General features: G+C 54.3%; 22 protein-coding genes. 11 read left to right on the top strand and 11 right to left on the bottom strand.

What is annotated here, in order from left to right; translation table 11 throughout:
- Nucleotides 1-337: 337 nt before the first annotated feature.
- Entirely contained in the window at nt 338-2683 is a 2346-nt protein-coding gene (locus AC5TBW_RS02755) for a putative bifunctional diguanylate cyclase/phosphodiesterase (RefSeq protein ID WP_495510611.1), read from the bottom strand.
- 511 nt (nt 2684-3194) lie between these two features.
- Here AC5TBW_RS02755 and AC5TBW_RS02750 point away from each other — a divergent pair.
- The 5 genes from AC5TBW_RS02750 to zigA all read left to right on the top strand — a co-directional run bounded on the left by AC5TBW_RS02750 (nt 3195) and on the right by zigA (nt 7568).
- Complete coding sequence (locus AC5TBW_RS02750) at nt 3195-3542, top strand: helix-turn-helix domain-containing protein (RefSeq protein WP_495510610.1); 348 nt, start codon at nt 3195-3197, stop codon at nt 3540-3542.
- A 306-nt stretch (nt 3543-3848) separates the two neighbouring features.
- Nucleotides 3849-4481 carry a class I SAM-dependent methyltransferase gene (locus AC5TBW_RS02745; protein WP_495510609.1) on the top strand — a complete coding sequence of 211 codons (633 nt, stop codon included), beginning with the start codon at nt 3849-3851 and terminating at the stop codon, nt 4479-4481.
- 96 nt (nt 4482-4577) lie between these two features.
- Nucleotides 4578-5972, top strand: a complete 1395-nt coding sequence (locus tag AC5TBW_RS02740; protein WP_495510608.1) for a PepSY-associated TM helix domain-containing protein — start codon at nt 4578-4580, stop codon at nt 5970-5972.
- A gap of 3 nt (nt 5973-5975) precedes the next feature.
- On the top strand, nt 5976-6251 hold the full coding sequence (locus AC5TBW_RS02735; protein ID WP_495510607.1) for a TIGR03643 family protein: 276 nt from the start codon (nt 5976-5978) through the stop codon (nt 6249-6251).
- 90 nt (nt 6252-6341) lie between these two features.
- Nucleotides 6342-7568, top strand: a complete 1227-nt coding sequence (zigA, locus tag AC5TBW_RS02730; protein ID WP_495510606.1) for a zinc metallochaperone GTPase ZigA — start codon at nt 6342-6344, stop codon at nt 7566-7568.
- A gap of 86 nt (nt 7569-7654) precedes the next feature.
- On the opposite strand, the gene AC5TBW_RS02725 is transcribed toward zigA, so the two are convergent.
- From AC5TBW_RS02725 to AC5TBW_RS02700, 6 genes are all read right to left on the bottom strand, one after another.
- Nucleotides 7655-8968, bottom strand: coding sequence for a TRAP transporter large permease (locus tag AC5TBW_RS02725; RefSeq protein ID WP_495510605.1), 1314 nt, complete (start codon nt 8966-8968; stop codon nt 7655-7657).
- Nucleotides 8968-9474, bottom strand: a complete 507-nt coding sequence (locus AC5TBW_RS02720; RefSeq protein WP_035587466.1) for a TRAP transporter small permease — start codon at nt 9472-9474, stop codon at nt 8968-8970. The genes AC5TBW_RS02725 and AC5TBW_RS02720 overlap by 1 nt, the downstream gene beginning before the upstream one ends.
- Before the next feature lie 65 nt (nt 9475-9539).
- Entirely contained in the window at nt 9540-10538 is a 999-nt protein-coding gene (dctP, locus tag AC5TBW_RS02715; RefSeq protein WP_495510604.1) for a TRAP transporter substrate-binding protein DctP, read from the bottom strand.
- A 170-nt stretch (nt 10539-10708) separates the two neighbouring features.
- Nucleotides 10709-11347, bottom strand: coding sequence for a 3-isopropylmalate dehydratase small subunit (leuD, locus tag AC5TBW_RS02710; protein WP_495510603.1), 639 nt, complete (start codon nt 11345-11347; stop codon nt 10709-10711).
- Entirely contained in the window at nt 11347-12786 is a 1440-nt protein-coding gene (gene leuC / locus AC5TBW_RS02705; RefSeq protein WP_495510602.1) for a 3-isopropylmalate dehydratase large subunit, read from the bottom strand. The genes leuD and leuC overlap by 1 nt, the downstream gene beginning before the upstream one ends.
- A gap of 145 nt (nt 12787-12931) precedes the next feature.
- Complete coding sequence (locus tag AC5TBW_RS02700; protein ID WP_495510601.1) at nt 12932-13738, bottom strand: GntR family transcriptional regulator; 807 nt, start codon at nt 13736-13738, stop codon at nt 12932-12934.
- Between the two features lie 213 nt (nt 13739-13951).
- Between AC5TBW_RS02700 and AC5TBW_RS02695 the strand changes: the two genes are divergently transcribed.
- From AC5TBW_RS02695 to AC5TBW_RS02670, 6 genes are all read left to right on the top strand, one after another.
- On the top strand, nt 13952-14335 hold the full coding sequence (locus AC5TBW_RS02695; protein ID WP_495510600.1) for a nuclear transport factor 2 family protein: 384 nt from the start codon (nt 13952-13954) through the stop codon (nt 14333-14335).
- Nucleotides 14336-14390: 55 nt separating this feature from the next.
- Nucleotides 14391-15284 (top strand): isocitrate lyase/PEP mutase family protein, encoded by an 894-nt coding sequence (locus AC5TBW_RS02690; protein ID WP_495510599.1) that lies wholly within the window; start codon nt 14391-14393, stop codon nt 15282-15284.
- Between the two features lie 63 nt (nt 15285-15347).
- A complete protein-coding gene (locus tag AC5TBW_RS02685) occupies nt 15348-16013 on the top strand; it encodes an isochorismatase family protein (protein ID WP_495510598.1) in 666 nt (221 codons plus the stop codon).
- 15 nt (nt 16014-16028) lie between these two features.
- Nucleotides 16029-16982: a polysaccharide deacetylase family protein gene (locus AC5TBW_RS02680; RefSeq protein ID WP_495510597.1), complete on the top strand. Its 954-nt coding sequence runs from the start codon at nt 16029-16031 to the stop codon at nt 16980-16982.
- Nucleotides 16983-16986: 4 nt separating this feature from the next.
- Nucleotides 16987-17937: a polysaccharide deacetylase family protein gene (locus tag AC5TBW_RS02675; RefSeq protein WP_495510596.1), complete on the top strand. Its 951-nt coding sequence runs from the start codon at nt 16987-16989 to the stop codon at nt 17935-17937.
- Nucleotides 17937-19358, top strand: coding sequence for an FAD-dependent oxidoreductase (locus AC5TBW_RS02670; RefSeq protein ID WP_495510595.1), 1422 nt, complete (start codon nt 17937-17939; stop codon nt 19356-19358). Before AC5TBW_RS02675 ends, AC5TBW_RS02670 begins: the two co-directional genes overlap by 1 nt.
- Nucleotides 19359-19405: 47 nt before the next feature.
- Here AC5TBW_RS02670 and AC5TBW_RS02665 read toward each other — a convergent pair whose 3' ends face one another.
- The 4 genes from AC5TBW_RS02665 to AC5TBW_RS02650 form a co-directional block, all read right to left on the bottom strand.
- Entirely contained in the window at nt 19406-19624 is a 219-nt protein-coding gene (locus AC5TBW_RS02665; RefSeq protein ID WP_495510594.1) for a DUF1653 domain-containing protein, read from the bottom strand.
- Complete coding sequence (gene tcdA / locus AC5TBW_RS02660) at nt 19621-20502, bottom strand: tRNA cyclic N6-threonylcarbamoyladenosine(37) synthase TcdA (RefSeq protein WP_495510593.1); 882 nt, start codon at nt 20500-20502, stop codon at nt 19621-19623. Before tcdA ends, AC5TBW_RS02665 begins: the two co-directional genes overlap by 4 nt.
- Nucleotides 20503-20512: 10 nt before the next feature.
- Nucleotides 20513-21286 carry a pseudouridine synthase gene (locus AC5TBW_RS02655; RefSeq protein WP_495510592.1) on the bottom strand — a complete coding sequence of 258 codons (774 nt, stop codon included), beginning with the start codon at nt 21284-21286 and terminating at the stop codon, nt 20513-20515.
- Between the two features lie 100 nt (nt 21287-21386).
- The gene (locus AC5TBW_RS02650) at nt 21387-22349 is read right to left on the bottom strand and encodes a LysR family transcriptional regulator (RefSeq protein ID WP_495510591.1); all 963 of its coding nucleotides are present in this window, start codon (nt 22347-22349) and stop codon (nt 21387-21389) included.
- Nucleotides 22350-22468: the final 119 nt, after the last annotated feature.

Here is a 22468-nt window from a genome sequence, read left to right as displayed (position 1 = left end):
AATTCAAATTCGCTTTTTTGCCGAATCGACATACGATAGAGTCCATTCGATCAGCTAAATGCGTCTTTCTGCTACTGCTGGCCGTCGTTAAGACGCACACCATGCGCGTATGTAAAGATTAGATTACATTTTAGGTATAGCATGAGTCTAGACTACTTGGCACCCTGACTGACCGGGCTTTTTGAAAGGGATGAGGAAAAAATTAGAACTTGCTCAACATGTTGAGCCGCGGGGATAAACGCTATATTAAGCTGGTCACCTACAAACTTCACTCTTTCGTCTGAAAACTGCTTTACCCTATAGGCATGAAGCACCTTTCATGGCCTATCTCTTATAGCTAGATGAGCCATCTTAAGGCAAACTGCTCGGCCGTTAATGGCCGGTCAAAATAGTAACCTTGCCCTTGGTTGCAGCCAAGAGAACGCAAGGCGGCGATTTGATCTTGGTACTCAATACCTTCGGCAATGGTCTCTAAGCCCAGCGTATTGGCCATGGCAATAATCGTCGCGACGATGACACGGTCATTATCACTAATCAACATATCGCGGACGAATGAAATATCGATTTTGATTTTATCGGCAGCGAAGCGCTTTAGGTAGGCCAGCGATGAATATCCTGTGCCAAAATCATCAATAGAAAGCCCCAGCCCTTTTTCCTTCAAAACTTCCGTCATGGCGATCGCCTTTTCAGGGTTGTCCATGATGCCGCTTTCGGTAATTTCTAGGCTAAGTTGTGAAGGCTTGATGTCGAAGCGAGAACAGCTATTGAGTAAGCTGGCGACAAGGTCATCCTCTTCAAACTGCTGAGCGGCGATATTAACCGCCAGTTGTCCGGTCATCAAATAGCCCTGCTCCCGCCACTCAGCAAGCTGTCGACAGGCTTCTTCAATCACCCAATTGCCAAGCGCTACAATCATGCCGCGCTCTTCGGCAATAGGAATAAACTTGCCGGGTGAAACATCACCAAGCTCCTCATCGTGCCAACGGCATAGGGCTTCTGAACCAATCAACTTTCCACTGCGTAAATCAACCTGAGGCTGAAAGTGCAGGCTCAGTTTTTTTTCTGCAATCGCCGTGGCCAAGCGTTTGGCGATATTCAACTGCTCAGCGACGACGCGCCCCATCCAGGGCTCAAATACACATACGGCAAGCTTTTGCCGTTTAGCTTGATACATGGCAATGTCAGCATGCTTCAACAGCTCCAAAGGCGTTGCCGCATGCTGGGGATAAAGCGAAATACCGATTCCCACCGAGAGTTCGAAGGAGTGTTCTTCAACCATCATCGGGCGCGCAATGCTGTCGCATAACCGCTGAGCGGTGGTTAACGCACCCGTCGCATCTGCCCCAGGGCAAACCACGACAAACTCATCGCCCCCTAATCGGGCCAGAAACTCACTCGTATTTAGCGCCGCAGAAAAGTTGCTAGCAACGGCCTTGAGGACTAAATCGCCCAGGTCGTGCCCAGCGGTATCATTGATCTCTTTGAAATTGTTCAGATCTAGCAACAATAAGGCTAATTTTGAGGTATGCGTATCGGCGAAGACTTGCTCCAAATGCCGCATAAAAGCGGCACGGTTAGGTAGCTGAGTGCCGGGGTCGCAAAAAGCTAATTGCCGTATACGCACTTCGTCTTGCTGACGCTCAAGTTCAGAAGACGCCCTTGCCGCAAATAGCTGCAGCACATTACGCACGATATCCACATCGTCTAGGGTCTTTTTAAACATGACGCCAATAAGGCCCATCGGCTGGCCGTGACTATTGTCCAGCCGACGCCCTACGTAGCCGTTCACCCAACTCAGAGCACCGTTGCTTTCCGTAGGCAACATAATGGCTGCCCCTTCGTGAACGATGCACTCCTGTTCAACCATCACCTTATGGCAGGGAACACCAGGTAAATAGTAGGCAAAATTATCCTGAAGTTGACCATTTACATATAACGTTAAGGTATGCGCGATATCTGAATCCTGTTCATCCAACAACGCAATAAAGCCCACTTCAGCGGAAAGCGCCTCAGCCATATGGACAGTAAGTTGATGTAGGAACGCTTCGCCATTTTCAGCCGAAACAGCGGTCGCCACGTTAACAACAGCCTGCTGAAAGCGTTGCTGTTCGTTAATGGTATTGATTAAAGACTCGTTATATTTTTCTATGCGCTGCAACGCCTTTTTTTTGTACAGTAGCCGCTCTTGCGTTTGGCTCTTAACCACCTGGCGCGCCAGCTCAGCCCCCGCTAGCGCGGAAGCAATGCGTAATAGATCATCGGCATATATAGGTAGTACCAAGGGTGAGGAGTGCATTAGCGCAATAACACCTAAAAAGCTGCCATCAGGTGCAGTAACAGCGATACCCAAATACCCTTCAACGTTCATGGTCCCAAGGCGAGCATCACTCGGAAACAGTTGGCGAACCTGGGAAGCAGCAAAATATCGTGACTGGCGGGTAACACATTGGGTTGGAGTAGCTTCCAATGGGTACGACGCTATATCACTGAAGGCGCCTTGGGACCATGCTGCTATGGTTGTCGCTATATTCTGTTGGCGATCGACGTGCTCTACAACGGCATGATCCACATTGAGGATATCAGCTAAAGACTTCACCAAATGGTGAAAAAAACCCTCGTCACTGACGTTAGACAGCTTATCTGCTAACTGTCGAAAAATCTCTGGTGTGCAATTAGGAGACATGCTATTAAACACCTTCGGCTTTAGTCGTGCCAAAAATCAAGCTTCTCGCCAGCCCTTTATGAACAGCTTTATTGAAAACAACACGCCATAACCGCCACATAATCTATTTTCCAGTAATTAGTCAGCTTTCAATAATCTTTAATAGGAAAACAACGATCACCGAACATACACTAACCACTTTTTTCCTTAAAAAACCCTGGCAAAAAACTCAACTTATAATCGCAGCATCTCACACTTTAATATTAAAAAACCTGACTCTCTTCCCTTTACCCAAAGCGCTTAAGACCTAATGGCTTCAGTGTCACAAGTACTCTCTATGCACATTATTTTTTTATTTTTCGGATGCTCAATTAAATCAGCTCTATTAACATCAGACATTTCAAGGCGTAACCACATGAAACAAAAAGTTACCTTAATCATCCAAATCAACCTTAGAGGATGATATTCAACCTAAACAGTCCTTCATGTCAATAGGTCGTTCCTCAACCATCTAGGTCTAATGGAGGACATTGTGAATAAAACAGATCAGGATCGGCTAGCGGGCAGTATAGGCCGGGCCATTGCCAAACAAAGGGCTCGCAGTCACTTGACCCAAGAAGAAGTTGCTGAACGTTTAGGTGTGGGCAATGAAGCCGTTTCGCGCATTGAACGTGGGCGGGTGATTCCCAATATCGTGCGTCTTATAGAACTTGCGGAGATTTTTAATTGCGAAGCTGCAGAGTTACTCGGTCAAGCAAGTTTTCATGTTGATGATCAGTCAAGCAGAATGAAACAACTTTTAGCGCCGTTAAACCAAGCTGACCGAAAGCTTGTTATCGATATTGTTGAAAATTTAACCACCCGTTTGCAGCAGGGGTAATACGACACAATGGCACACCCACATGATGACTAATCTAACATTGAAATATAAAATCAATCTCTACCCAGCAAAACAAACCAATAAATTTACTAATTTCACTACTACTTAATTAATATTGCATGGCAGAAAAAGAGCACTGTTTAGCACCAGCATTATAATACTTAACTTATAAAAATGGCTTTACGAATCCATTTAAAGCACTGACTCGCCTAGTTGGTCGGTCAGACGCTTTTATGCTACTTTTATGCTATAGGTAGTCGGCACCTGCCGTTCAGCCAACGCAGCATTGCGCTGCAAAGAGGCGTTATGTTCAACACTACCGCTTGGAACCGCCTACGCTATACCGCCTACGCCCCATTTTATGATGCGCTCGCCGCTCGCGTATTTCGTAAGCCAAGACGTATTGCGCTAGGCCAAGTGGACTGGGAGCCTGGAATGCGGGTGTTATTGGTCGGCGCCGGTACGGGCTTAGACCTGCCTTTTCTACCTCAGGATATCGAATTGCATGCCACCGACTTAGCGCCAGCCATGGTGAAGCGCATAGCCAAGCGGGCTGAGACGCTCCGACGCGATGTGGAGTGCCGCGTCATGGATGCCGAGGCGCTCGACTACCCTGATGAACACTTTGACGCGGTCATCATGCACCTGATCATTGCGGTGATGCCGAACCCACAGCGTGGGCTTAGCGAGGCACAACGCGTGCTCAAACCAGGCGGACAGCTATGCGTGATGGACAAGTTTCAGCCAGATGAGCAGCCTACAGGGGCGGGACGGCACCTTCTGAACCAACTGACATCAGCGCTTGCGACCGACATTACCCGTCAAGCTCAGCCGCTGCTTTCAGAGGCGGGGTTCTTAATCCGTCACGACGAACCAGTGTTAATGAACGGGCTCTTTCGCGCATTATTGGCAGCGAAACCCGTACACTCACTTCGTTAATGATGCGACCTTTCACCGCTGCCTCTACGCTGGCGATAGCAGCGCTGATTGTCTACTCTGGCAAACTACTTCGCCGATGATGCTCGGATTAATTCCATGACCCCGCGCTCCCCCGCCCGTACCGAAAAACTGCTGTTTGCGCTGCTTAACCGCCTGCACTTATATATTGGTCTTTTTATTGGACCTTTTATTCTCATTGCAGCGCTATCAGGCATCGCTTACCTGCTTAGCCCTCCTCTTGAAGAGTGGTTCTATCACGACACGCTCTATGGGGAAACTCAGGGAGACCCACAGCCGCTATCCGCTCAGATTGCCGCTGCTCAGCGCTTCTTAGGAGATGCGACCTTACCAAGCGCCATACGCCCGGCTCCTGAACTAGGTGACACCACGCGCCTCATGTTTAACGCACAGGACCTTGGCCCTTCGGAACATAGAGCGGTGTTTGTTGATCCTATTTCGCTCGCCGTGACAGGTGATACAACGGTTTACGGGACTAGTGGTATTTTACCCCTGCGCACAGCGATTGATCACTTTCACCGCCAGCTGTTAATGGGTGATATAGGCCGACTTTACAGCGAATTAGCCGCGTCTTGGCTTTGGCTTGCTGCCTTGGGTGGCGTCATATTGTGGATGTGGCAGCGCCCTGCGCTGAAAGGGCTTGTTGGAGCCCATAAAGCCCGGCGACGCCACGCCACCCTGGGATTGGTGCTGTCCATCGGACTGCTGTTCTTCTCGGCGACAGGACTTACTTGGTCGCAATGGGCGGGGGGCAATATTGCAGAACTGCGTAATGCCTGGGGTTGGAACACGCCTAGCGCCTCAACAGCGCTGAACGATACAGATAGCCAAATCAATGACGAGCATGCTGAACACCACCGTCACACCGCACCCGTTTCCGCCAGTACGCCGCTACTTCCAGAAGATTTTGATCGTGCACTCACGGCTGCACGTGCGGCAGGGCTAATGGCAGATCGCATTCAACTCTCCCCACCAACCAGTGAAAACCAAGCTTGGCGGGTAGCAGAAATTGATCGGCGTTGGCCCACTCAGGTGGACCAGGTCGCGCTGCATCCAAGCAGCATGGAGGTCACCGATCAAACCGACTTTGACACATTCCCCTTAGCCGCCAAGCTCACCCGCTGGGGGATTGACCTGCATATGGGCGTACTGTTTGGTATCGCTAACCAAATATTGTTGGCGTTGATCGCCGCAGGGCTTGTGACACTTATGGCGTGGGGTTACCTAATGGCGTGGCGGCGGCTACGCACTGCGAGTGGCCAGCGTTTTCCGACGGTTTCAGAGCCATGGTTACTGCTCCCGCTCAAAGCCAAGCTCAGCGTGCTGTTAGTTGCTATCGCGCTAGGTTTGGCGCTACCCGTTTTAGGCGTTAGCCTTGCGATGTTCATCGTGATCGATGCGTTACGCTGGTATATGAAAAAGCGTTACACTGCCCGCCACCTAAATGCCCACCCTTCAAATATATCGAGGTGATCGATGCCAAAAGCCCCCGTCAAACGCTTTCGTCGCTTACCCGATGACGAGCAGTCACGTGTTATTGAGATGGCCTGGGAAGACCGAACGCCGTTTGAAGCGATCGAAACGCTATTTGGTTTAGCTGAACCTGATGTTATCGAGGTAATGCGCCACCAGCTCAAACCCGCTTCGTTTCGCCTATGGCGTAAACGCGTCACCGGCCGCGCGACAAAGCATACCGCATTGCGTTTACCGGACGTTCTACGCGGCTACTGCCCCACTCAATATAAGCGCTGATACTACAGTTACCAAAACAAGCCTTTATCTAAACGTCTCTTTATTGTTATATTATCACATAACATAAATGTGTTTAGAGGCGTGCTAGTAATGACTGCGTTTTCTCCCCTACCCGTCACCGTTCTTTCGGGTTTTTTAGGTGCTGGTAAAACCACCGTACTCAACCATATTTTGGCCAATCGTGAAGGTCGTCGGGTGGCGGTGATCGTTAACGATATGAGTGAGGTGAATATCGACGGTGCCCTGGTTCGGGGCGGCCCTGGTGAGCCGACGCTGGATGGCGATGTTGCTCTGAACCGCTCTGAAGAGCGCTTGGTAGAAATGAGTAACGGCTGTATCTGCTGCACCCTGCGCGAAGACTTGCTAGTGGAAGTCAGCCAGTTGGCTCGAGAGGGCAAGTTCGATTACCTGGTCATTGAATCCACCGGAATTTCCGAACCGCTGCCCGTGGCGGAAACCTTCACCTTTGAAGATGAAAGCGGCCAGAGCCTCTCCCACGTCGCGCGGCTGGATACGCTAGTGACCGTAGTGGATGGCGCCAACTTTCTTGAACAGTACCGTGAAGCACAAAGCCTCGCCGAAGCGGGCGAAAGCTTAGGTGAAGACGACGAGCGCAATGTCGCCGACCTGCTGGTCGATCAAATCGAGTTTTGCGACGTGCTGTTGATCAGCAAGACTGACCTGATCAGTGAGAATGAGTTAGCAGCGCTGAAGGCTATCCTGCATTCGCTAAACCCCGACGCAGAGCTGGTACCAATCACTCAAGGCGGCGTGCCGCTCAATAAAGTACTGGGTACCGGCAAGTTCAATTTCGAGCGTGCCCAGTTAGCGCCGGGCTGGCTAAAAGAGATGCGTGGCGAGCATGTACCAGAAACCGAAGAGTACGGGATTGGCAGCTTTGCTTATCATGCCCGACGCCCCTTCCATCCGCAGAAATTCCACGATCTGCTGAACCAGGAGTGGTTTGGTAAGGGTCTGTTGCGCTCGAAAGGCTTTTTCTGGCTCGCCACTCGCCCCCAGGCCGCTGGTCAGTGGAGCCAGGCAGGCGGTATCGCCCATCACGGCCCTGCCGGTGTGTTCTGGAAAGCAATTCCCGCAGAGCGTTGGCCAACCGATCCAGAAACGCGTCAGTTTATTATGGATAAATGGCAGGAGCCGTTTGGCGATATGCGCCAAGAGCTAGTCTTTATTGGCCAAAACCTGGATCAGACCCGGATGCGCGAAGCGCTGGACGACTGCCTGCTAAGCGAGGCAGAACTGTTGGCAGGCATGGAAGCGTGGAAGCAATTACCCGACCCATTCCCTTCCTGGGAGTAGGTGGCATCAGTCATCCTAAACTACCAAAAGAGAGGCCGTAGCCTCTCTTTTTTGTTGCCATCTACTTTTTCTGCAGGCAAAAACTCTTACTGCAGCATGCTCGGCAACCAAGTAGCGAGCCCCGGGAACACTATCAGCACGGCGACCAGTAGCATCGAACAGAGAATATAAGGAATCGCGGCCGAGTAGATTTCACTCATGGTCGTGCCCGGCGGTGCTACCCCTTTCATCACAAACAGTAACAGCCCCAATGGTGGAGTTGAGAAGCTGATTTCCAGTGCCAGCAACACGACGATACCGAACCACACCAAATCAAAGCCCAGTGCCTGCGCCAGCGGAAAAAAGATCGGCACAGTGAGCATCATGATGGAGATTTGCTCCATAAAAGTGCCCAGCACCAGCAGTACCGCAAACATGGCTAATAGCATCAGGATGGGCGAAAGATCAAAGCCTGTTGCCCAACCGATCAAACCGCCCGAAGCGCCCGAGAAGCCGAGCAATTGGCTGAAGGTGGCCGAACCAAACACGATCAGATAAGCCATCAGCGTGACTTTTAGCGCGCCGGTGACCGAAAGCTTAAACGCCTCCCAAGTCATGCAGCGGAAAATGAACGCCAGGATAATCACGCCCAATGCCCCAAAGGCCGCGGCTTCTGAAGGCGTGGCAAATCCCATCAGCATCATCGCAACGATAATGACCATCACGCTGAGCATTGGCAGAATATCGGTCACTATCAGCTTGAGCTTAGCGCTTAGCGGCACCAGTTCTAACTCATAGACAGGAGCGGCATCCGGATCCAGCTTGGTTTGGATAAAAATGGTGGCAATATAGAACCCCGCCAGCGTCATCCCAGGCAAAATGCCAGCGATGAGCAGCGCGCCAATATCCACTTTTGCCAAGGTTGCCAACAGTACCGCCAACGCAGAAGGCGGAATAATAATCGCCAAACCGCCGGTTCCCAAAATAGGGCCAATGGCCATTTTTTTCTTGTAGCCGCGCCGCTCCATTTCCGGCACCAGCAGCGACCCCATCAATGCCGTGGAGCCCATGGAAGAACCACTCAGCGTGGAAAAGGCCGTACCCCCCACAACTGTCACATAAGACAAACGTCCCGGCAGCTTGCCCATCAGTTGGTCAACGGCATTGAACATTTTCATGCCCAATCCGGTCCGGAAGAACAGTTCACCCATCAGTAGAAATAGTGGGATAGGGACTAGGTTAAAGCTCGAAAGCGCGCCGAAACCGTTATTGAGCATCTGTAAGATGCCGGTTTGGCCACCCATAAAGTGCCAGGCACCAATGACGTTAGCGGCTAAAAACGCCAAGGCTATTGGGGTGCCAATCGCCATAAAGATAAGAATCAGCGAGAGCAGAAAAGCGAGCGCAAAGTACCATTCCATTATTCTTTCATCCCCGCTTCGCCGCTGTGAAGTATTTCATGGCCCACTACAAAGCGGCCAAACTCAATCGCCATTAACGTAAAGCTAATAGGGAATACGATGGTCAGTATCCACTTCGGCACAAAGTAGGCACGCACGTCATAGTCAGTGCGCTCAATATTAAGCAGAAATAGATCCAACCCTTTCCACGCCAGCACGCCGCACACCACGACACATAGCAGCGACACCCCTCGGCTTAGAATGTTGAGTGCTGGCAGCGGCAGGACGGAGGTCAGCAACTCAATATGCACGTGCCCTTTTTGGCGGACCAACCAGGGTGCCCCTAACAGGGTGAGGTAAAACATGGCGTACTCGGTGGAAAGGAAAAACCACGCCGAGGGCTGGAGCCCCAAATTACGGATGACCACCGAAAGCACTACGGCCACCATCAGCCATACCAGCATGATGGCGGCCAGCAGAGCCATGCCATTAAGTAGCAGCAAATAGCCGCGTTGTGCGTAGCGCATAAAAGGCCCTAACGAAAATAGCCACACAAAAAGGGGCGCTCACTAGTGCAGCGCCCCGCTTATCTTTATAGGTCGTTAAATTTTTCGATCAGCGTATCGTAATGCTCAAGCCCTGAAGGATGGCGCTCCATCTGGCGGCGCATACGCTCCCAGGTGGCATCGCGAGCAGCATCGGAGAAACGCTGTGCGGCTTCACCTTCAAGCGTCACTACCTGCATGCCATCGGCCTCAAGTTGCGCCTGCTGCTCTTCAGCTAAATCAGCCAGTTTCTCGGCGCTTTCACGCTCATGCTCGATAGCCACTTCCTGCAGAATTTGCTGGGACTCTTCGCTGAGCTGGTTCCACTTGTCCAGGTTGACGATCACGCCCATATCGGTGGAGAAGAAGGCAGGGTCAACCCGATAGTTAAGGAAACGATCCCAATTGAGGTCTTTTAAACCAATTTGAGTCCAGCCGGTCGCGTTCACCACGCCCCGCTCAAGAGCCGCATAAACATCGGTGGTCGGCAAACTGATCGGCTGCGCGCCCAGGTAGTCCTGGAAGAAGGCGTCATACACCGGGTTACTGCGTAGGCGTAGGCCTGAAACGCTCAGATTGCCGTCGGCATCAACTGAAGGTTCTTCGATAGTATAAAAGTTGTAGCTGACGCCACTATCGAACCAGCCCAAGTAGTAGGTGCCCATCTTCTCTTGATGAATCTCATTGAGCAGGTCGATGCCGCCATTTTCACGCGCGTAGATCGCATTGGTGTTAGAGGCCACCATGGCATCTCGCTCTGGCACGGTACCGGCGTAGAAGCTTGCAGCGGTATAGGCCATATCCACCACGCCGTTGCGCACTGCATCAGGCTGCTCGGAAAGGCCGATCACTTCAGGACCACCACGCACGTTAATCTGCACCACGCCTTCACCGCGCTCGTTTACTTTATCGACAAACTCCAGAAAGCTCTGGGTATAGATGAGCGAAGGGGGAAAGGCATGCACGGCGGTGATTTCATCAACGGCCAGCGCTTGAGCGGAAGCTAGGGCGGTGAGCATGCCCAGGGTAAGCGTTACTTTTTTCATTCGTTAGTCTCCTGCACGAGGTAGTCTGCGTTATAGCGTTTATTGTTTCTGTTGCATTCTTATAAGTCGTTTTATAAAGCTGTTTTTGATTAACCTTTTTTATAAACGTCTGCTGCAAGCGTACGTGCTGTTTTTATTGAAACTCATTCTGGGGATAGCCATTGCTGCCACTACCCTTTACTTATAATGGCGTTTTCTGGCGGCTGCGCCGACGTCCAGGGAAACTGAGCCGTATACCGAGCGGCAAAATCGGTAATGGTGTTTGCATGTTGGCGGGTCATATCAATGTCATCCCAGCCATTTAGCAATTTAGTGCGCCACACAGGGCTAATGGAAAAACTGACCTCTACTTCTGCCACACGGATGACCTGCTTCTCTAAATCAACGTGTATCGCGGCGGGTGAGTCGCCGAGGGCTGCCAGCAATCGCTCGGCGTCGTCCTCTTCCACCACCGCAGGCAGTAAGCCGTTATTGACGGCGTTCGACGCAAAAATATCGCCAAAGCTTGGCGCCACTACACAGCGGAAGCCATAGTCGACCAGCGCATAAACCGCCGCTTCACGAGAGGACCCCGCGCCAAAATTGCGCCGACTGACCATCACCTCAGCATCGCCTGCATTGGGGCGATGAAGAATATACTCAGCGTCCGGTATGCCCTGCTCGTCGTGACGAACGTCGTAAAGCAAAAACTGGCCGTAACCGACGCTGCGCGGCTCTTTCATAAAGCGCGCGGGAATCAGCTGATCGGTATCCACGTTGGCGGCAGCAAGGGCAACGCCAAGGGTGTCTAGTACGGTAATCGGTTGCATTACTGCGCTCCTGAAGCCTGAACGGATGAATCACTGTTCGCTGTTAGCGTGCGCACATCGGCCAGCCGCCCACTGACCGCCGCAGCGGCCACCATGGCAGGTGACATCAGATGCGTACGCGCCCCTGGCCCCTGGCGGCCTTTGAAGTTGCGATTGGTAGTGGAAGCACAGCGCTCTCCACTCGCCACCAAATCACCGTTCATCCCTACGCACATGGAGCAGCCGGAGTGGCGCCACTCAAGCCCGGCATCGATAAAAATGCGATCCAGCCCTTCAGCCTCTGCCTGGGTTTTCACCAGCGTGGAGCCGGGCGAGACCATGCCGGGCACGCGGCTTTTATGACCCGCCAGCACCGCCGCCGCAGCGCGCAAATCTTCAATACGCGCGTTGGTGCAGGAGCCAATAAACACCCGATCAATGGTGATATCAGTGAGCTTTTGCCCCGCGGTTAGTCCCATATAGGCCAAACTATCCCGCGCTTGGCGCGCTTTCGCGGGATCGCTCAACTGATCAGGATCAGGCACCGCCCGGTCGATTGGCAACGCCTCTTCCGGCGAGACGCCCCAGGTCACTGTCGGCGCAATCTCATCGGCATGCAGCGTCACTTCAAGATCAAAGCTGGCGCCTGGGTCGCTATAGAGCGTGGACCAGTGGGCACAGGCTTGCTCGAAGGTCTCCCCTTGTGGAATCCAAGGGCGCTCGCGCAGGTAATCAAAAGTGGTTTGGTCGGGGGCAATCATGCCGCAGCGACCACCGCCTTCGATCGAAAGATTGCACAGCGTCAAGCGCGCTTCCATGGAGAGCGAACGAATCGCCTCTCCGGCGTACTCGATGGCGTAGCCTCGTGCACCATCGGCGCCCAAACGGGCAATCCAGGTGAGCGCAATATCCTTGGCGGTGATGCCTTCGGCCAGCTGACCTTCCACCGTGATACGCATCACCTTGGGCTTGCTTTGCCACAATGTTTGTGTGGCCAGCACGTGAGCAACTTCTGATGCGCCAATACCAAAGGCAATACTGCCAAAAGCACCATGGGTTGCGGTATGGCTATCGCCACACACCATCACCATGCCGGGCTGAGTGAGTCCCTGCTCGGGGCCTAACACATGCACGATGCCCTGGCGTGGGTCATCCAGGCCAAATAGCGTCACCCCATGTTGCTGGGTATTGTGGGAGAGCTGCTCAATCATTGAGCGCACCTTAGGATCGGCTACACCTGCCAAATCGCGGGCTAGTGTCGGTACATAATGGTCAGCAATGCCAAAGGTTAAATCGGGCCGGGCAACGGGCAGGGCTCGCTCAGCGAGCTTATTGAACGCATGGAAGGAACCTTCATGGACAAAGTGACGGTCAATCCACAGCAGACTCTGCCCGCTTTCACTGCGGTGAACCTCGTGGGCGCGCCAAACTTTGTCAAACAGCGTTGTTGGGGTACTCATGGTCGTCGCTCGTTGCCTCGGCCTTCGTTGGACTTATCATTCTCACCCAATACAACTAGCGCAATTTGATAACACAGGTCAAATGTATTTTTTGTAATTTTAAATCTGTATTAAATTTAATACATTAAAAAAACAACCCATCAAACTACTCATCCTTCCCGTTGGTGGGCATTCCAGCTACTTTGGGCTCCCAGTAGCGGGAGTTATCGTCGCCATTACGCTCTAGATCAATTTGGAAGCGATACCGATCCGGTCGATAGAGGGCATCCAGATGCTCTACGCCTCGGCCCTGCTCATCAAACACCACGCGGGTCAGCGAGATCAGCGGCGAACCCACAGCAACGTCCAACGCTTCCGCGACCTCGTGACTGGCCAACGTCGCGGAGATCGATTGGGAAGCATGGTCGACCTTCACACCGCTGCGCTCAAGCAGCACAAACAACGGCGTATTGGCTAAATCCATCTCGTTGTAGTGCAGAGCAATCGATTCTGGAACGTGGGTTACCAGATAGGAAAACGGCTTGCCGTCGACCATACGCACCCGCACCGAGCGCTGCACCTTACCGCTCTGCGCCATGCCTAATCGCTCACGGATCATTTCCGGCGGCAGCACATAGGCAAACTCCAACAAACGCACTTGGGAAGCTTGGCTCATCTTGACCATGTTGGGCATCAGATTAGACACGCTGGCGGTCATCACCGTGGCGTCCAGCGGCTGCTCCAACACCACCGTACCCACTCCCGCTTTACGCTCGACCATGTCCGTTGCTTGTAGCGCTTCCATCGCACGCCTTACGGTGACTCGCGACACCCCATGCTGCTCCGCCAGTTTATTTTCGCCGGGCAATTTACTGCCCGCAGGCAGCCGCCCGCTCAAGATTGCATCTTTCAGCAACAGATAGATGCGGTGTGATTTAGTGCCGCCCACCGCAGAGGATTGTGCCTCACTCATCTACGCCTCTCCTCAGGATGTTGTTTGAAAAATTCATGTCAGGCTTGACGTAGGGATAATAATAGACATAAAAATGTATTACATATAATACATATCGACAGCTAATCAATAACACAACTGCTGCCGCTTGAAAGCCATTATTACAGAACCAGCGCCCTTGGGTATCGCTAACGCGGTGATCACCGAGAAGCCGCTGGCAGTAAGAGAGTGACGATGACTAAATCAGAGGACGTTAACGTAGAGCGGGTACGCGCTTTCTTAAGCGCCATGGAAGCCCGCGACCTAGTCCGTGCAGAGCGCTACCTCGCCGCTAACGTAGCAATGCATTTTCCTGGCGCGCCGCCCATGCAACGGCTAAGCGATGTCGTCGACTGGGCGCAAAGCCGCTACCACCGGGTGAGCAAAACGTTTAACGCAGTAGACCAATGCTTATATCCCAACTACTGCGTGGTGTTTTGCCACGGCGAGCTAACCGTGGAGTGGCTGGATGGCAGCACATCCACCGGCGTGCGCTTTATTGACCGTTTTGAAGTAACCGATGGCCTGATTACCCGCCAGGACGTTTGGAATGACTTGGCGCTAGCCGCTAGAACATAGAGACGCCGCTAACGCTTACCCTACCTTTCGCTGACCTTACAATGACGAGATAGTTATGACACGCCAACAGCACGCATCACACCAGCCAGCCCAACTTAAGCAGCAGTTGAAAGATAGCTCCATTGTGGTCGCCCCCGGCGTATTTGACGCCCTTGGCGCGTCCCTTGCCGAGCAGGCCGGCTTTGATACGGTCTACCTTTCCGGAGCCAGCCTGGCCTACACCCAGCTTGGGCGGCCTGACATTGGCCTGCTCAGCATTACCGAAATTTGCACCGCCATGTCGCATATTCGCGAACGTACCAACCTTTCCGTGGTGGTGGATTGCGACACCGGTTTTGGTAACGCCATGAACGTCATGCGTAGCGTGCGGCTGCTGGAGCGTGCTGGGGCCAGCGCCATCCAGCTTGAAGACCAAACCTACCCCAAACGTTGCGGTCACCTGCGCGGCAAAACCCTGGTATCCAAAAGCGAAATGGTGGGTAAATTGCATGCTGCCCTGGATGCCCGTGAAAGCGATAACACGCTGATTATTGGCCGTACCGATGCACTGGGCGTGGAAGGCACCGACAGCGCTATTGAGCGCGCTCAAGCCTATTATGAAGCGGGCGTGGATATGCTGTTTATCGAAGGCATTCGTAGTGACGAAGATATCAGCAAGATCATGGCCCAGTTCAAAGGCAAAGTGCCGATTATGGCCAATATGGTCGAGGGCGGAGACACACCGCTGCAGAACGCTCAGGCGCTGGAAGACTTAGGCTTCTCGCTGGTGATTTTCCCCGGCGCACTGGTACGGGCAATTACCCACATGGCCAGCCGTTTCTTTGCCACGCTGAAACAGGACGGCACCACCGACGCTTTCCGCGACCAGATGCTCGATTTCAAACAACTTAACGACTATTTAGGCACCCAGGCGATGCTGGAGCTTGGCGAACAGTACGACAATCGCTAACGCTCGCTCAGCAAACCGTGACCCTTATTTATAAATACCAATAAGCAAATTCAGGAGACGACGATGCAGACCACCGACAAAACGGCGAAAGAGATTTTTAACGACGTGATGGCCAACCCACAGCGGGTGCCGTTTGGCTTTGGGAATAAAGCGGTGCTGGTAAACGTTGATCCGCAAAAAGCCTACACTCGTACCGATCTCTTCAAGACCGCCTACGAAACCGACCCCAAACAGCTGGAATATACCAACCAACTGGCACGTGGTTTTCGGGCGCGGGGCTGGCCGGTGGTCTGGACGCATGTGGCTTTTTTAGACTCCGCCGAAGATGCAGGCGTATGGGGCACCCGTACCAACACCCCCGATTCACTGCAGAACATCAAGTATGGCTCCGAGCGCGCCGAATTCGATGAGCGCTGTGAGATCGACCGCAGCCGCGATGTGATCTACACCAAGCGTATGCCTTCAGCATTTTTTGAGACGCCGCTACAGTCGCTGTTGGTATGGCACCAGGTCGACACAGTGATTATTACCGGCGGCTCAACCTCTGGCTGCATTCGCGCCACCGCCGTGGAAAGCCTGTCTCGGGGCTACCGCACTATCGTCCCGATGGAGTGCGTCGCGGATAAACACGAGAGCTATCACTACGCCAACCTGACCGACCTGCACCTCAAATACGCTGATGTCATGCCTGTTGTTGACGTACTGGCGTGGCTTGAGGGCGATGAATAAGGCGAGGAGCTAGCCATGAAAGAGTCATTAGGCGTTTACGGCTACTGGGCCTACGACCAACGCCCCAAAATCGAGTGGCCAGGAGGCGCCAAGGTGGCCTTCTGGGTCGCACCCAATATCGAGTATTACGAGCTCGATCCACCGCAGAACCCACAGCGTAATCCCTGGCCGCACCCGCACCCGTCGGTGCCCGGCTACAGCATTCGCGACTACGGCAACCGGGTGGGCCACCAGCGCCAGATGGCCCTGCTGGATAAGTACGGCATTCGCGGCTCGGTCTCACTATCCGTAGCCCTCTGCGAGCATCACCCGGAAATCATCCAGATGTGCAAAGAGCGCGACTGGGAATTTTTTAGTCACGGCATCTACAACACCCGCTACACCTACGGCCTTAGCGAAGCCCAGGAACGGGCCATGATCCGAGACAGTATGGAAACCATCCATCGTCATACCGGTCAAGCATGCGCGGGCTATCTGGCGCCAGCGCTCTCCCACTCGGAGCGCACTCTGGACCTGTTTGCCGAAGTCGGCGAAGAGCTATTTGGCGACAAAGGCGGGCTTTACACCTGCGACCTGTTCCACGACGACCAGCCCACGCCGGTCAGCGTCCGCTCCGGCAAGCGGTTTATCTCCATGCCCTACTCGCTGGAGATGAACGACACCATCGTCTACGCGGTGAACAAAGTGGAGCCACGCCAGTACACCACTATGCTCAAGCGCCACTTTGACCGCCTGTATCTAGAGGGGGCGGAGTCCGGCACGGTGATGTGCATTCCCACTCATAACTATCAGGTGAGCTGCCCGCATCGCATCAAAGCGTTTGAAGAGGCACTGGAGTACATCACCGGGCATCCGGATGTGTGGGTAGCCACAGGCCGCGAAATCGCCGACTACTATCTCGAACACTATTACGATGCCGCCCTCGGTAGTATTGCGGCCCAGGCCGCCTCTGCAGGCAAACAGGGATAACGCTATGGCGCTTAATGACGACTATCTCGACTACCCTTACCGCCGCCACGGCTATGACCATGAGCGCTATGCGTGGTCGATGCTAAGTGAACGCCCACCGGTTACGTGGCCCGAGGGTAAAACCCTGGCGGTGTGGATCAATATTTCGCTGCAGTTCTACCCGCTCAACCAGCGCGGCAAGCCGTTCAAGGTCCCCAATGGCATGACCATGCCCTACCCCGATCTGCGTCACTTCACGCTACGCGATTACGGTAACCGCGTGGGGATCTATCGCGTGCTCAAAGCGCTGGCGGCGCACAACATTACCCCCACTTTTGCGATTAACGCTCAGTTGGCGGAGCAGACGCCCTACCTGGTACAGCGCTTAAAAGAGCACGGCGGCGAGTTCATGGCCCACGGCTGGAACATGGATCACCTACACTACGGCGGCCAGCCCATCGAAGAGGAGGCCGAACTGGTCAAACGCTCTGTGGACACCCTGCGGCGGGTGACCGGCCAACCCATTCGCGGCTGGCTAAGCCCCGCTAAGCACCAGAGTTTCAACACGCCTGACCTGCTGGCGGAAAATGGCATCGAGTACTGCGCCGACTGGGTGAATGATGACATGCCTTATGCTTGTGACACCAACACGGGCAGTTTGACCATGATGCCACTAGCCACCGAGATCGAAGATCAGTTCGTGATGAGCCAGAACCTGCACTCGGAAGATTCCTGGGTGACCCAGGTAAAAGACGCCTTCGACTTCCTGTTAGAAGAGTCGCGCGAACAGGGCGGCCGTTTATTCGCCTTAAACCTGCACCCCTGGCTGGTCGGTCAACCCCACAGAATTGCCTGTTTAGAAGAAGTGCTGGCCCACATCAACGGCCACCCAGAGGTATGGCAAGCGCCAGCGGGTGAGATCCTTGATGCGTTCAATGCATCGCAACTTGAACTTGCACAGGGAAAAACACGCTAATGGCGATACTCCCCTATAACCACGATAGCTTTGATGCTCATCTACCGCTGCTGATTATCGGCGCGGGTGCCTGTGGTCTAGTGGCAGCGCTAGCGGCCCGGGAGGCGGGCGTTGAGTTGGCTGTGCTGGAGCGCGACGCGCTTCCCCGCGGCAGCACGGCCATGTCATCTGGGTTTATTCCCGCGGCCAATACGCGCTTTCAGCATGAATTGGGCGTCACGGACTCTGCTGACGCCATGGCGGAAGATATCCAGAAAAAAAATGGCTTTGAGGCAGACCCTGCCATTGTCGAGCTGCTGGCCAGCCAATCCGGCCCAACCATCGAGTGGCTGGCGGACCAGCACGGCGTGCCCTTTGAGCTGGTGGAAGGCTTTCTCTACCCCGGCCACCGTCACCTGCGTATGCACGCCACGCCCCGGCGCACCGGGGAAGAGCTAATGGGGGCGCTGCTCAACGCTTCGGAAACGGCGGGCATTGATATTCTGACCCAAGCTCGGGTAGTGGATTTGCACGTTGATGAAACGCAGCGAGTGCGGGGAGTAACCCTTGAGCGCCCAGATGGCAGCCACGAGAGCATTGGCTGCGACGCGCTGATTCTTGCCTGCAATGGCTATGGCGGTAACCCTGAGCTGGTAGAGCGCTACCTGCCAACATTGAAACACGCCCTCTATTACGGCCATGAGGGCAATCAGGGCGACGCCTTGCTGTGGGGCCAGGAAATGGGCGCCAGCACAAAAGATCTGGGTGCCTGCCAAGGCCATGGCTCCCTCGCCACCCCCCACCAAACGCTGATTAGCTGGGCGCTGATGATGCAAGGGGGCATTCAGGTCAACATCAAGGGCGAGCGCTTTTCCAATGAGCACGGCGGCTACTCCGAACAGGCCGCCAAGGTGCTGGCGCAGCCGGAGCAAGTGGCCTGGAATCTTTACGACGCCCGCATTCACGAGTCTGCCCAGGCGTTTGAGGATTACCGTAATGCTCAGGAGAGTGGCGCAGTACGCAGCTTCTCAACCCTTGAGGAGATGGCCACTGGCCTGAAAATGCCCCTTGGTGCACTTCACGACACCTTCGCCCAGATGCAGCAGCACGCTGAGCAGCAAACGGCCGATGCGTTTAGCCGCCGCTTCGACCCCGCCAACCTGCTGAAAGCCCCCTACTACGCCATTCGCGTCACCGGGGCACTGTTCCATACCCAGGGCGGCTTAGAAGTGAATTGCAAAGCCCGCGTGCTCAATGCTCAGGGGCAAGCTCTCCCCAACCTGTTTGCCGCAGGCGGGGCAGCGCGAGGGGTATCCGGCTCCAACGACAGCGGCTACCTTTCCGGCAACGGGCTGCTGAGTGCCGTGGTGCTTGGGGCAGTGGCCGGCAAGAGTGCTGCCGAGCTGCTGCACTTGAAGCTCAGCTCTGCCGCACTTCCTTAAGCTTAGCGTCCTCAGCGCTACGACAAAGACAGCCGAATCGCTCGTTGTTAAAACGTCTTCTCCAATGCGAAGCGCGGCTGGGTATGGCCCTCTTTAGTGACGGTTTCAGTAAACATCTCAAGCGGGCGTACCCACAGGCCGTAGTCGCCGTACAGTGCGCGGTAGACCACCAGCGGCTCTTCGCTTTCGCTGTGCTGGGCGGTGCCCATCACTTCATAAAGGTTGCCTTTGTAGTGGCGGTAAATACCGGGAACGGGGGTCGTCATTCGGTTTCCTTTGTAGTTGCGTGGGTGGCGGCGGGCTGATTAGCTTTTTTAGCTAGCCGCTCCAGCACTTTGGAGGCGGCGACAAAGCCAAAGGTGCCGGTCAGAAAAGTGGCCGCGCCAAAGCCGGAAGCGCAATCCAGCCTGGTGGTGTCGCCACTGCCGGGCTTTTGCAGGCACACTTCGCCATCGGCACCGGGGTAAATCAACTGCTCGTCAGAGTAAACGCACTCCACCGAAAAGCGTCGCTTGGGGTTGCGGGAGAAGCCGTAATCGCGACGCAGCCGCGAGCGCACCTTGGAAAGCAGCGGGTCGTGCTCGGTGCGGGTCAAGTCCGCCACTTGAATTCGCGTGGGATCGGTTTGCCCGCCCGCTGCACCGGTCACGGTAATCGGTATTTTGCGCCGTTTGCACCAGGCGATCAGCGCGGCCTTGGCGATGACGCTATCGATGGCGTCCACCACATGGTCGGCATCATCGGGAATGCGCTCGGCTAGGTTGGTGGGCGTGACGAAAGCGGTATCCGCAATAATCTCGATCTCGGGGGCAATCAGGCGGCAGCGCTCAGCCAGCACGTCTACTTTGGGCTGGCCGATGGTGCCATCCAGCGCGTGGAGCTGGCGATTGACGTTGGAAACACACACGTCGTCCAGATCGATCAGCGTGAGCTTGCCAATGCCCGAGCGGGCTAGCGCCTCTACCGTCCAGCTACCCACGCCACCTACCCCGACCACGACCACATGGGCATGGCGGAACGCCTGCGCAGCGCGCTGTCCGTAAAGGCGTCGAATACCGCCAAAACGAAAATCATAGTCGTTAGAAACACGATCGCTAGAAACTAAGGCGGTAGCAAGCGAGGTTGATGGCTCATTCAATGGCATAGAAACAGACTCACAGTGCTTGGAGAGCGGAAGGCGTTGCAAAAGGCGGCGTTCGCACGCTATCCAGCGGCAAATGCCCCGCCCAGCCAAGGTGATTAAACAGCGCGATCATGGTGTCATCCAAAGCGCAGCTCAACTGTACGCGCTTGGCCAACAGTGGATGGTCAAAGGCTAAATAGGTGGCGGCCAACAGCAAGCGCGGCGCGCCCAACTGCTCAGCAAAAAAGCGGTTGTGAACACTTTTACCGTGCTTGGCATCGCCAATAATCGGATAGCCCCGCCGCGAGAGGTGACGGCGAACTTGATGGCGGCGCCCGGTCAATGGCCGAGCTTCTACCAGGGAGTAACGCGCCACTGGGTAACGGTCGACCTGTACCGGCAACTCAGCGCTATCCAGACGGCGAATATCGGTCATCGCGGGCATGGCGGGCATCTCAGCTTTGGGCCGCGTGCCATCCTCCTCCCGCAATGGGTAATCCAAACGTTCGCTCTCTGGCGCTTTACCCCGCACCACCGCTAGGTAGCGCTTTTCTACCTGACGCTCGCTAAAGGCTTCACTTAGCAGGCCAGCCACCGTTGAAGAGAGCGCAAAAACGATCACCCCAGAGGTCGGCCGATCCAACCGGTGGACGGGATACACCCGCTTACCGAGCTGGTCGCGAAGCTGCTGGAGCAGAAACTCAGTTTCGCCACGCGCTAACGCCGAACGGTGCACTAATAGGCCTGACGGCTTATGCACCGCAACGAGATACTCATCCTGATAGAGGATGTTGAGTGGCGTCATAACGTTCCCCAGTTAAAGCTAACAATCTAAATAGGGCGCCATTGTCGCGGCTTGGCCGTGAGATGTCATCCGCGCAATACGCTATCAAAGCAAGCGCTGGCTAAGATGGCAGGTGATCAGCCGTTAATGTGGGTGGCATAGGAAAAAGCGGCAACTGCCCAGGCGGGATATGCTCTTTTAGAAACGCTAAAAATGCCTGCGTCGCCGTGGGCAGTGTGCGTTTAGCAAGAGTCTGGACTTCAATAAAGCGAGAATCCATGCCCTGATCTCGAATAGGGATCGCCACTAAGCGCTGCTGCTGAATGCGGTAGCGCACCGATATTTCCCCGGCCAACGCCACACCGCCCCCGAGCATGGCGAAGTTAATCAAAGCCTCGGTGTAATCGCTGCTAAAAATGGATTCAAACGCCAAATTTTGACGGCTGCAGCAGATATCAAACAGCTGGCGCAGGGTCGTGTCTGGCGAGGGTAACGCCAGCGGATAGCCCTGAAGCTGTGCCAGCGATATGTATTTTTTAACGGCAAGCTCATGGTGCGGAGAAACCAGCGCCATAATCGGCGCGGGCTGCCTAAGGGCAACGGTAATATCCGCCTCAGGCTTGAGGCTAAAGGTAATGCCAATATCCGCTTCGCCTTCCCTGACATACCGAGTGGCTTGGGCAGGCGCGCCCACCATCAGATGAAAATGAATACCGCTGTAACGCTGGCGAAAAGCCGCAATTGCCGCAGGTAGAAAATCGACGGCAAACCCTTCTGAGCTGGCGAGGCGCACCTTGCCACGCTGTAATCCCCGCAGAGCTAGGATTTCACTGCCTATTCGGTCGGCTTCCAGTTGCATATGGCGGGCATGTACCGCCAATAGCTCGCCTGAAGCACTCGGTACCATGCCACGCGCTCGGCGTTCAAACAGCAACGTGTCCAATTCACTTTCGAGCCGGGCTATCTGTCGGCTGATCGCCGAGGGCGCCACATTTAACTTGCCCGAAGCTTCACTAATGGAGCCGCAGCGAACCACTTCTAAAAAATAACGTAACGCGGTTTCTTGTAGCACCCGTGGATTCATTGTGCCTCCCCCTCTCCATCAGAATTGCCAAAACGGCAATGATAAGTTCTAAACATTGCACTGGTGGCATGACTGATTAATAGCTTAGTTTTAATTCAAGGCGGCGGCTCATCTAAAAA

Source organism: Vreelandella sp. ssv (assembly GCF_059448525.1).
Note: the sequence above shows the minus strand (reverse complement) of the source record. Positions and strands in the feature narration are given on the sequence as shown.

What these genes read in the sequence shown, in the direction of transcription:
- AC5TBW_RS02755 (WP_495510611.1), bottom strand. Translation starts at nt 2,683, where the DNA reads ATGTCTCCTAATTGCACACCAGAGATTTTTCGACAGTTAGCAGATAAG.
- AC5TBW_RS02745 (WP_495510609.1), top strand. Translation starts at nt 3,849, where the DNA reads ATGTTCAACACTACCGCTTGGAACCGCCTACGCTATACCGCCTACGCC.
- AC5TBW_RS02740 (WP_495510608.1), top strand. Translation starts at nt 4,578, where the DNA reads ATGACCCCGCGCTCCCCCGCCCGTACCGAAAAACTGCTGTTTGCGCTG.
- AC5TBW_RS02735 (WP_495510607.1), top strand. Translation starts at nt 5,976, where the DNA reads ATGCCAAAAGCCCCCGTCAAACGCTTTCGTCGCTTACCCGATGACGAG.
- zigA (WP_495510606.1), top strand. Translation starts at nt 6,342, where the DNA reads ATGACTGCGTTTTCTCCCCTACCCGTCACCGTTCTTTCGGGTTTTTTA.
- AC5TBW_RS02725 (WP_495510605.1), bottom strand. Translation starts at nt 8,968, where the DNA reads ATGGAATGGTACTTTGCGCTCGCTTTTCTGCTCTCGCTGATTCTTATC.
- AC5TBW_RS02720 (WP_035587466.1), bottom strand. Translation starts at nt 9,474, where the DNA reads ATGCGCTACGCACAACGCGGCTATTTGCTGCTACTTAATGGCATGGCT.
- dctP (WP_495510604.1), bottom strand. Translation starts at nt 10,538, where the DNA reads ATGAAAAAAGTAACGCTTACCCTGGGCATGCTCACCGCCCTAGCTTCC.
- leuD (WP_495510603.1), bottom strand. Translation starts at nt 11,347, where the DNA reads ATGCAACCGATTACCGTACTAGACACCCTTGGCGTTGCCCTTGCTGCC.
- leuC (WP_495510602.1), bottom strand. Translation starts at nt 12,786, where the DNA reads ATGAGTACCCCAACAACGCTGTTTGACAAAGTTTGGCGCGCCCACGAG.
- AC5TBW_RS02700 (WP_495510601.1), bottom strand. Translation starts at nt 13,738, where the DNA reads ATGAGTGAGGCACAATCCTCTGCGGTGGGCGGCACTAAATCACACCGC.
- AC5TBW_RS02695 (WP_495510600.1), top strand. Translation starts at nt 13,952, where the DNA reads ATGACTAAATCAGAGGACGTTAACGTAGAGCGGGTACGCGCTTTCTTA.
- AC5TBW_RS02690 (WP_495510599.1), top strand. Translation starts at nt 14,391, where the DNA reads ATGACACGCCAACAGCACGCATCACACCAGCCAGCCCAACTTAAGCAG.
- AC5TBW_RS02685 (WP_495510598.1), top strand. Translation starts at nt 15,348, where the DNA reads ATGCAGACCACCGACAAAACGGCGAAAGAGATTTTTAACGACGTGATG.
- AC5TBW_RS02680 (WP_495510597.1), top strand. Translation starts at nt 16,029, where the DNA reads ATGAAAGAGTCATTAGGCGTTTACGGCTACTGGGCCTACGACCAACGC.
- AC5TBW_RS02675 (WP_495510596.1), top strand. Translation starts at nt 16,987, where the DNA reads ATGGCGCTTAATGACGACTATCTCGACTACCCTTACCGCCGCCACGGC.
- AC5TBW_RS02670 (WP_495510595.1), top strand. Translation starts at nt 17,937, where the DNA reads ATGGCGATACTCCCCTATAACCACGATAGCTTTGATGCTCATCTACCG.
- AC5TBW_RS02665 (WP_495510594.1), bottom strand. Translation starts at nt 19,624, where the DNA reads ATGACGACCCCCGTTCCCGGTATTTACCGCCACTACAAAGGCAACCTT.
- tcdA (WP_495510593.1), bottom strand. Translation starts at nt 20,502, where the DNA reads ATGCCATTGAATGAGCCATCAACCTCGCTTGCTACCGCCTTAGTTTCT.
- AC5TBW_RS02655 (WP_495510592.1), bottom strand. Translation starts at nt 21,286, where the DNA reads ATGACGCCACTCAACATCCTCTATCAGGATGAGTATCTCGTTGCGGTG.
- AC5TBW_RS02650 (WP_495510591.1), bottom strand. Translation starts at nt 22,349, where the DNA reads ATGAATCCACGGGTGCTACAAGAAACCGCGTTACGTTATTTTTTAGAA.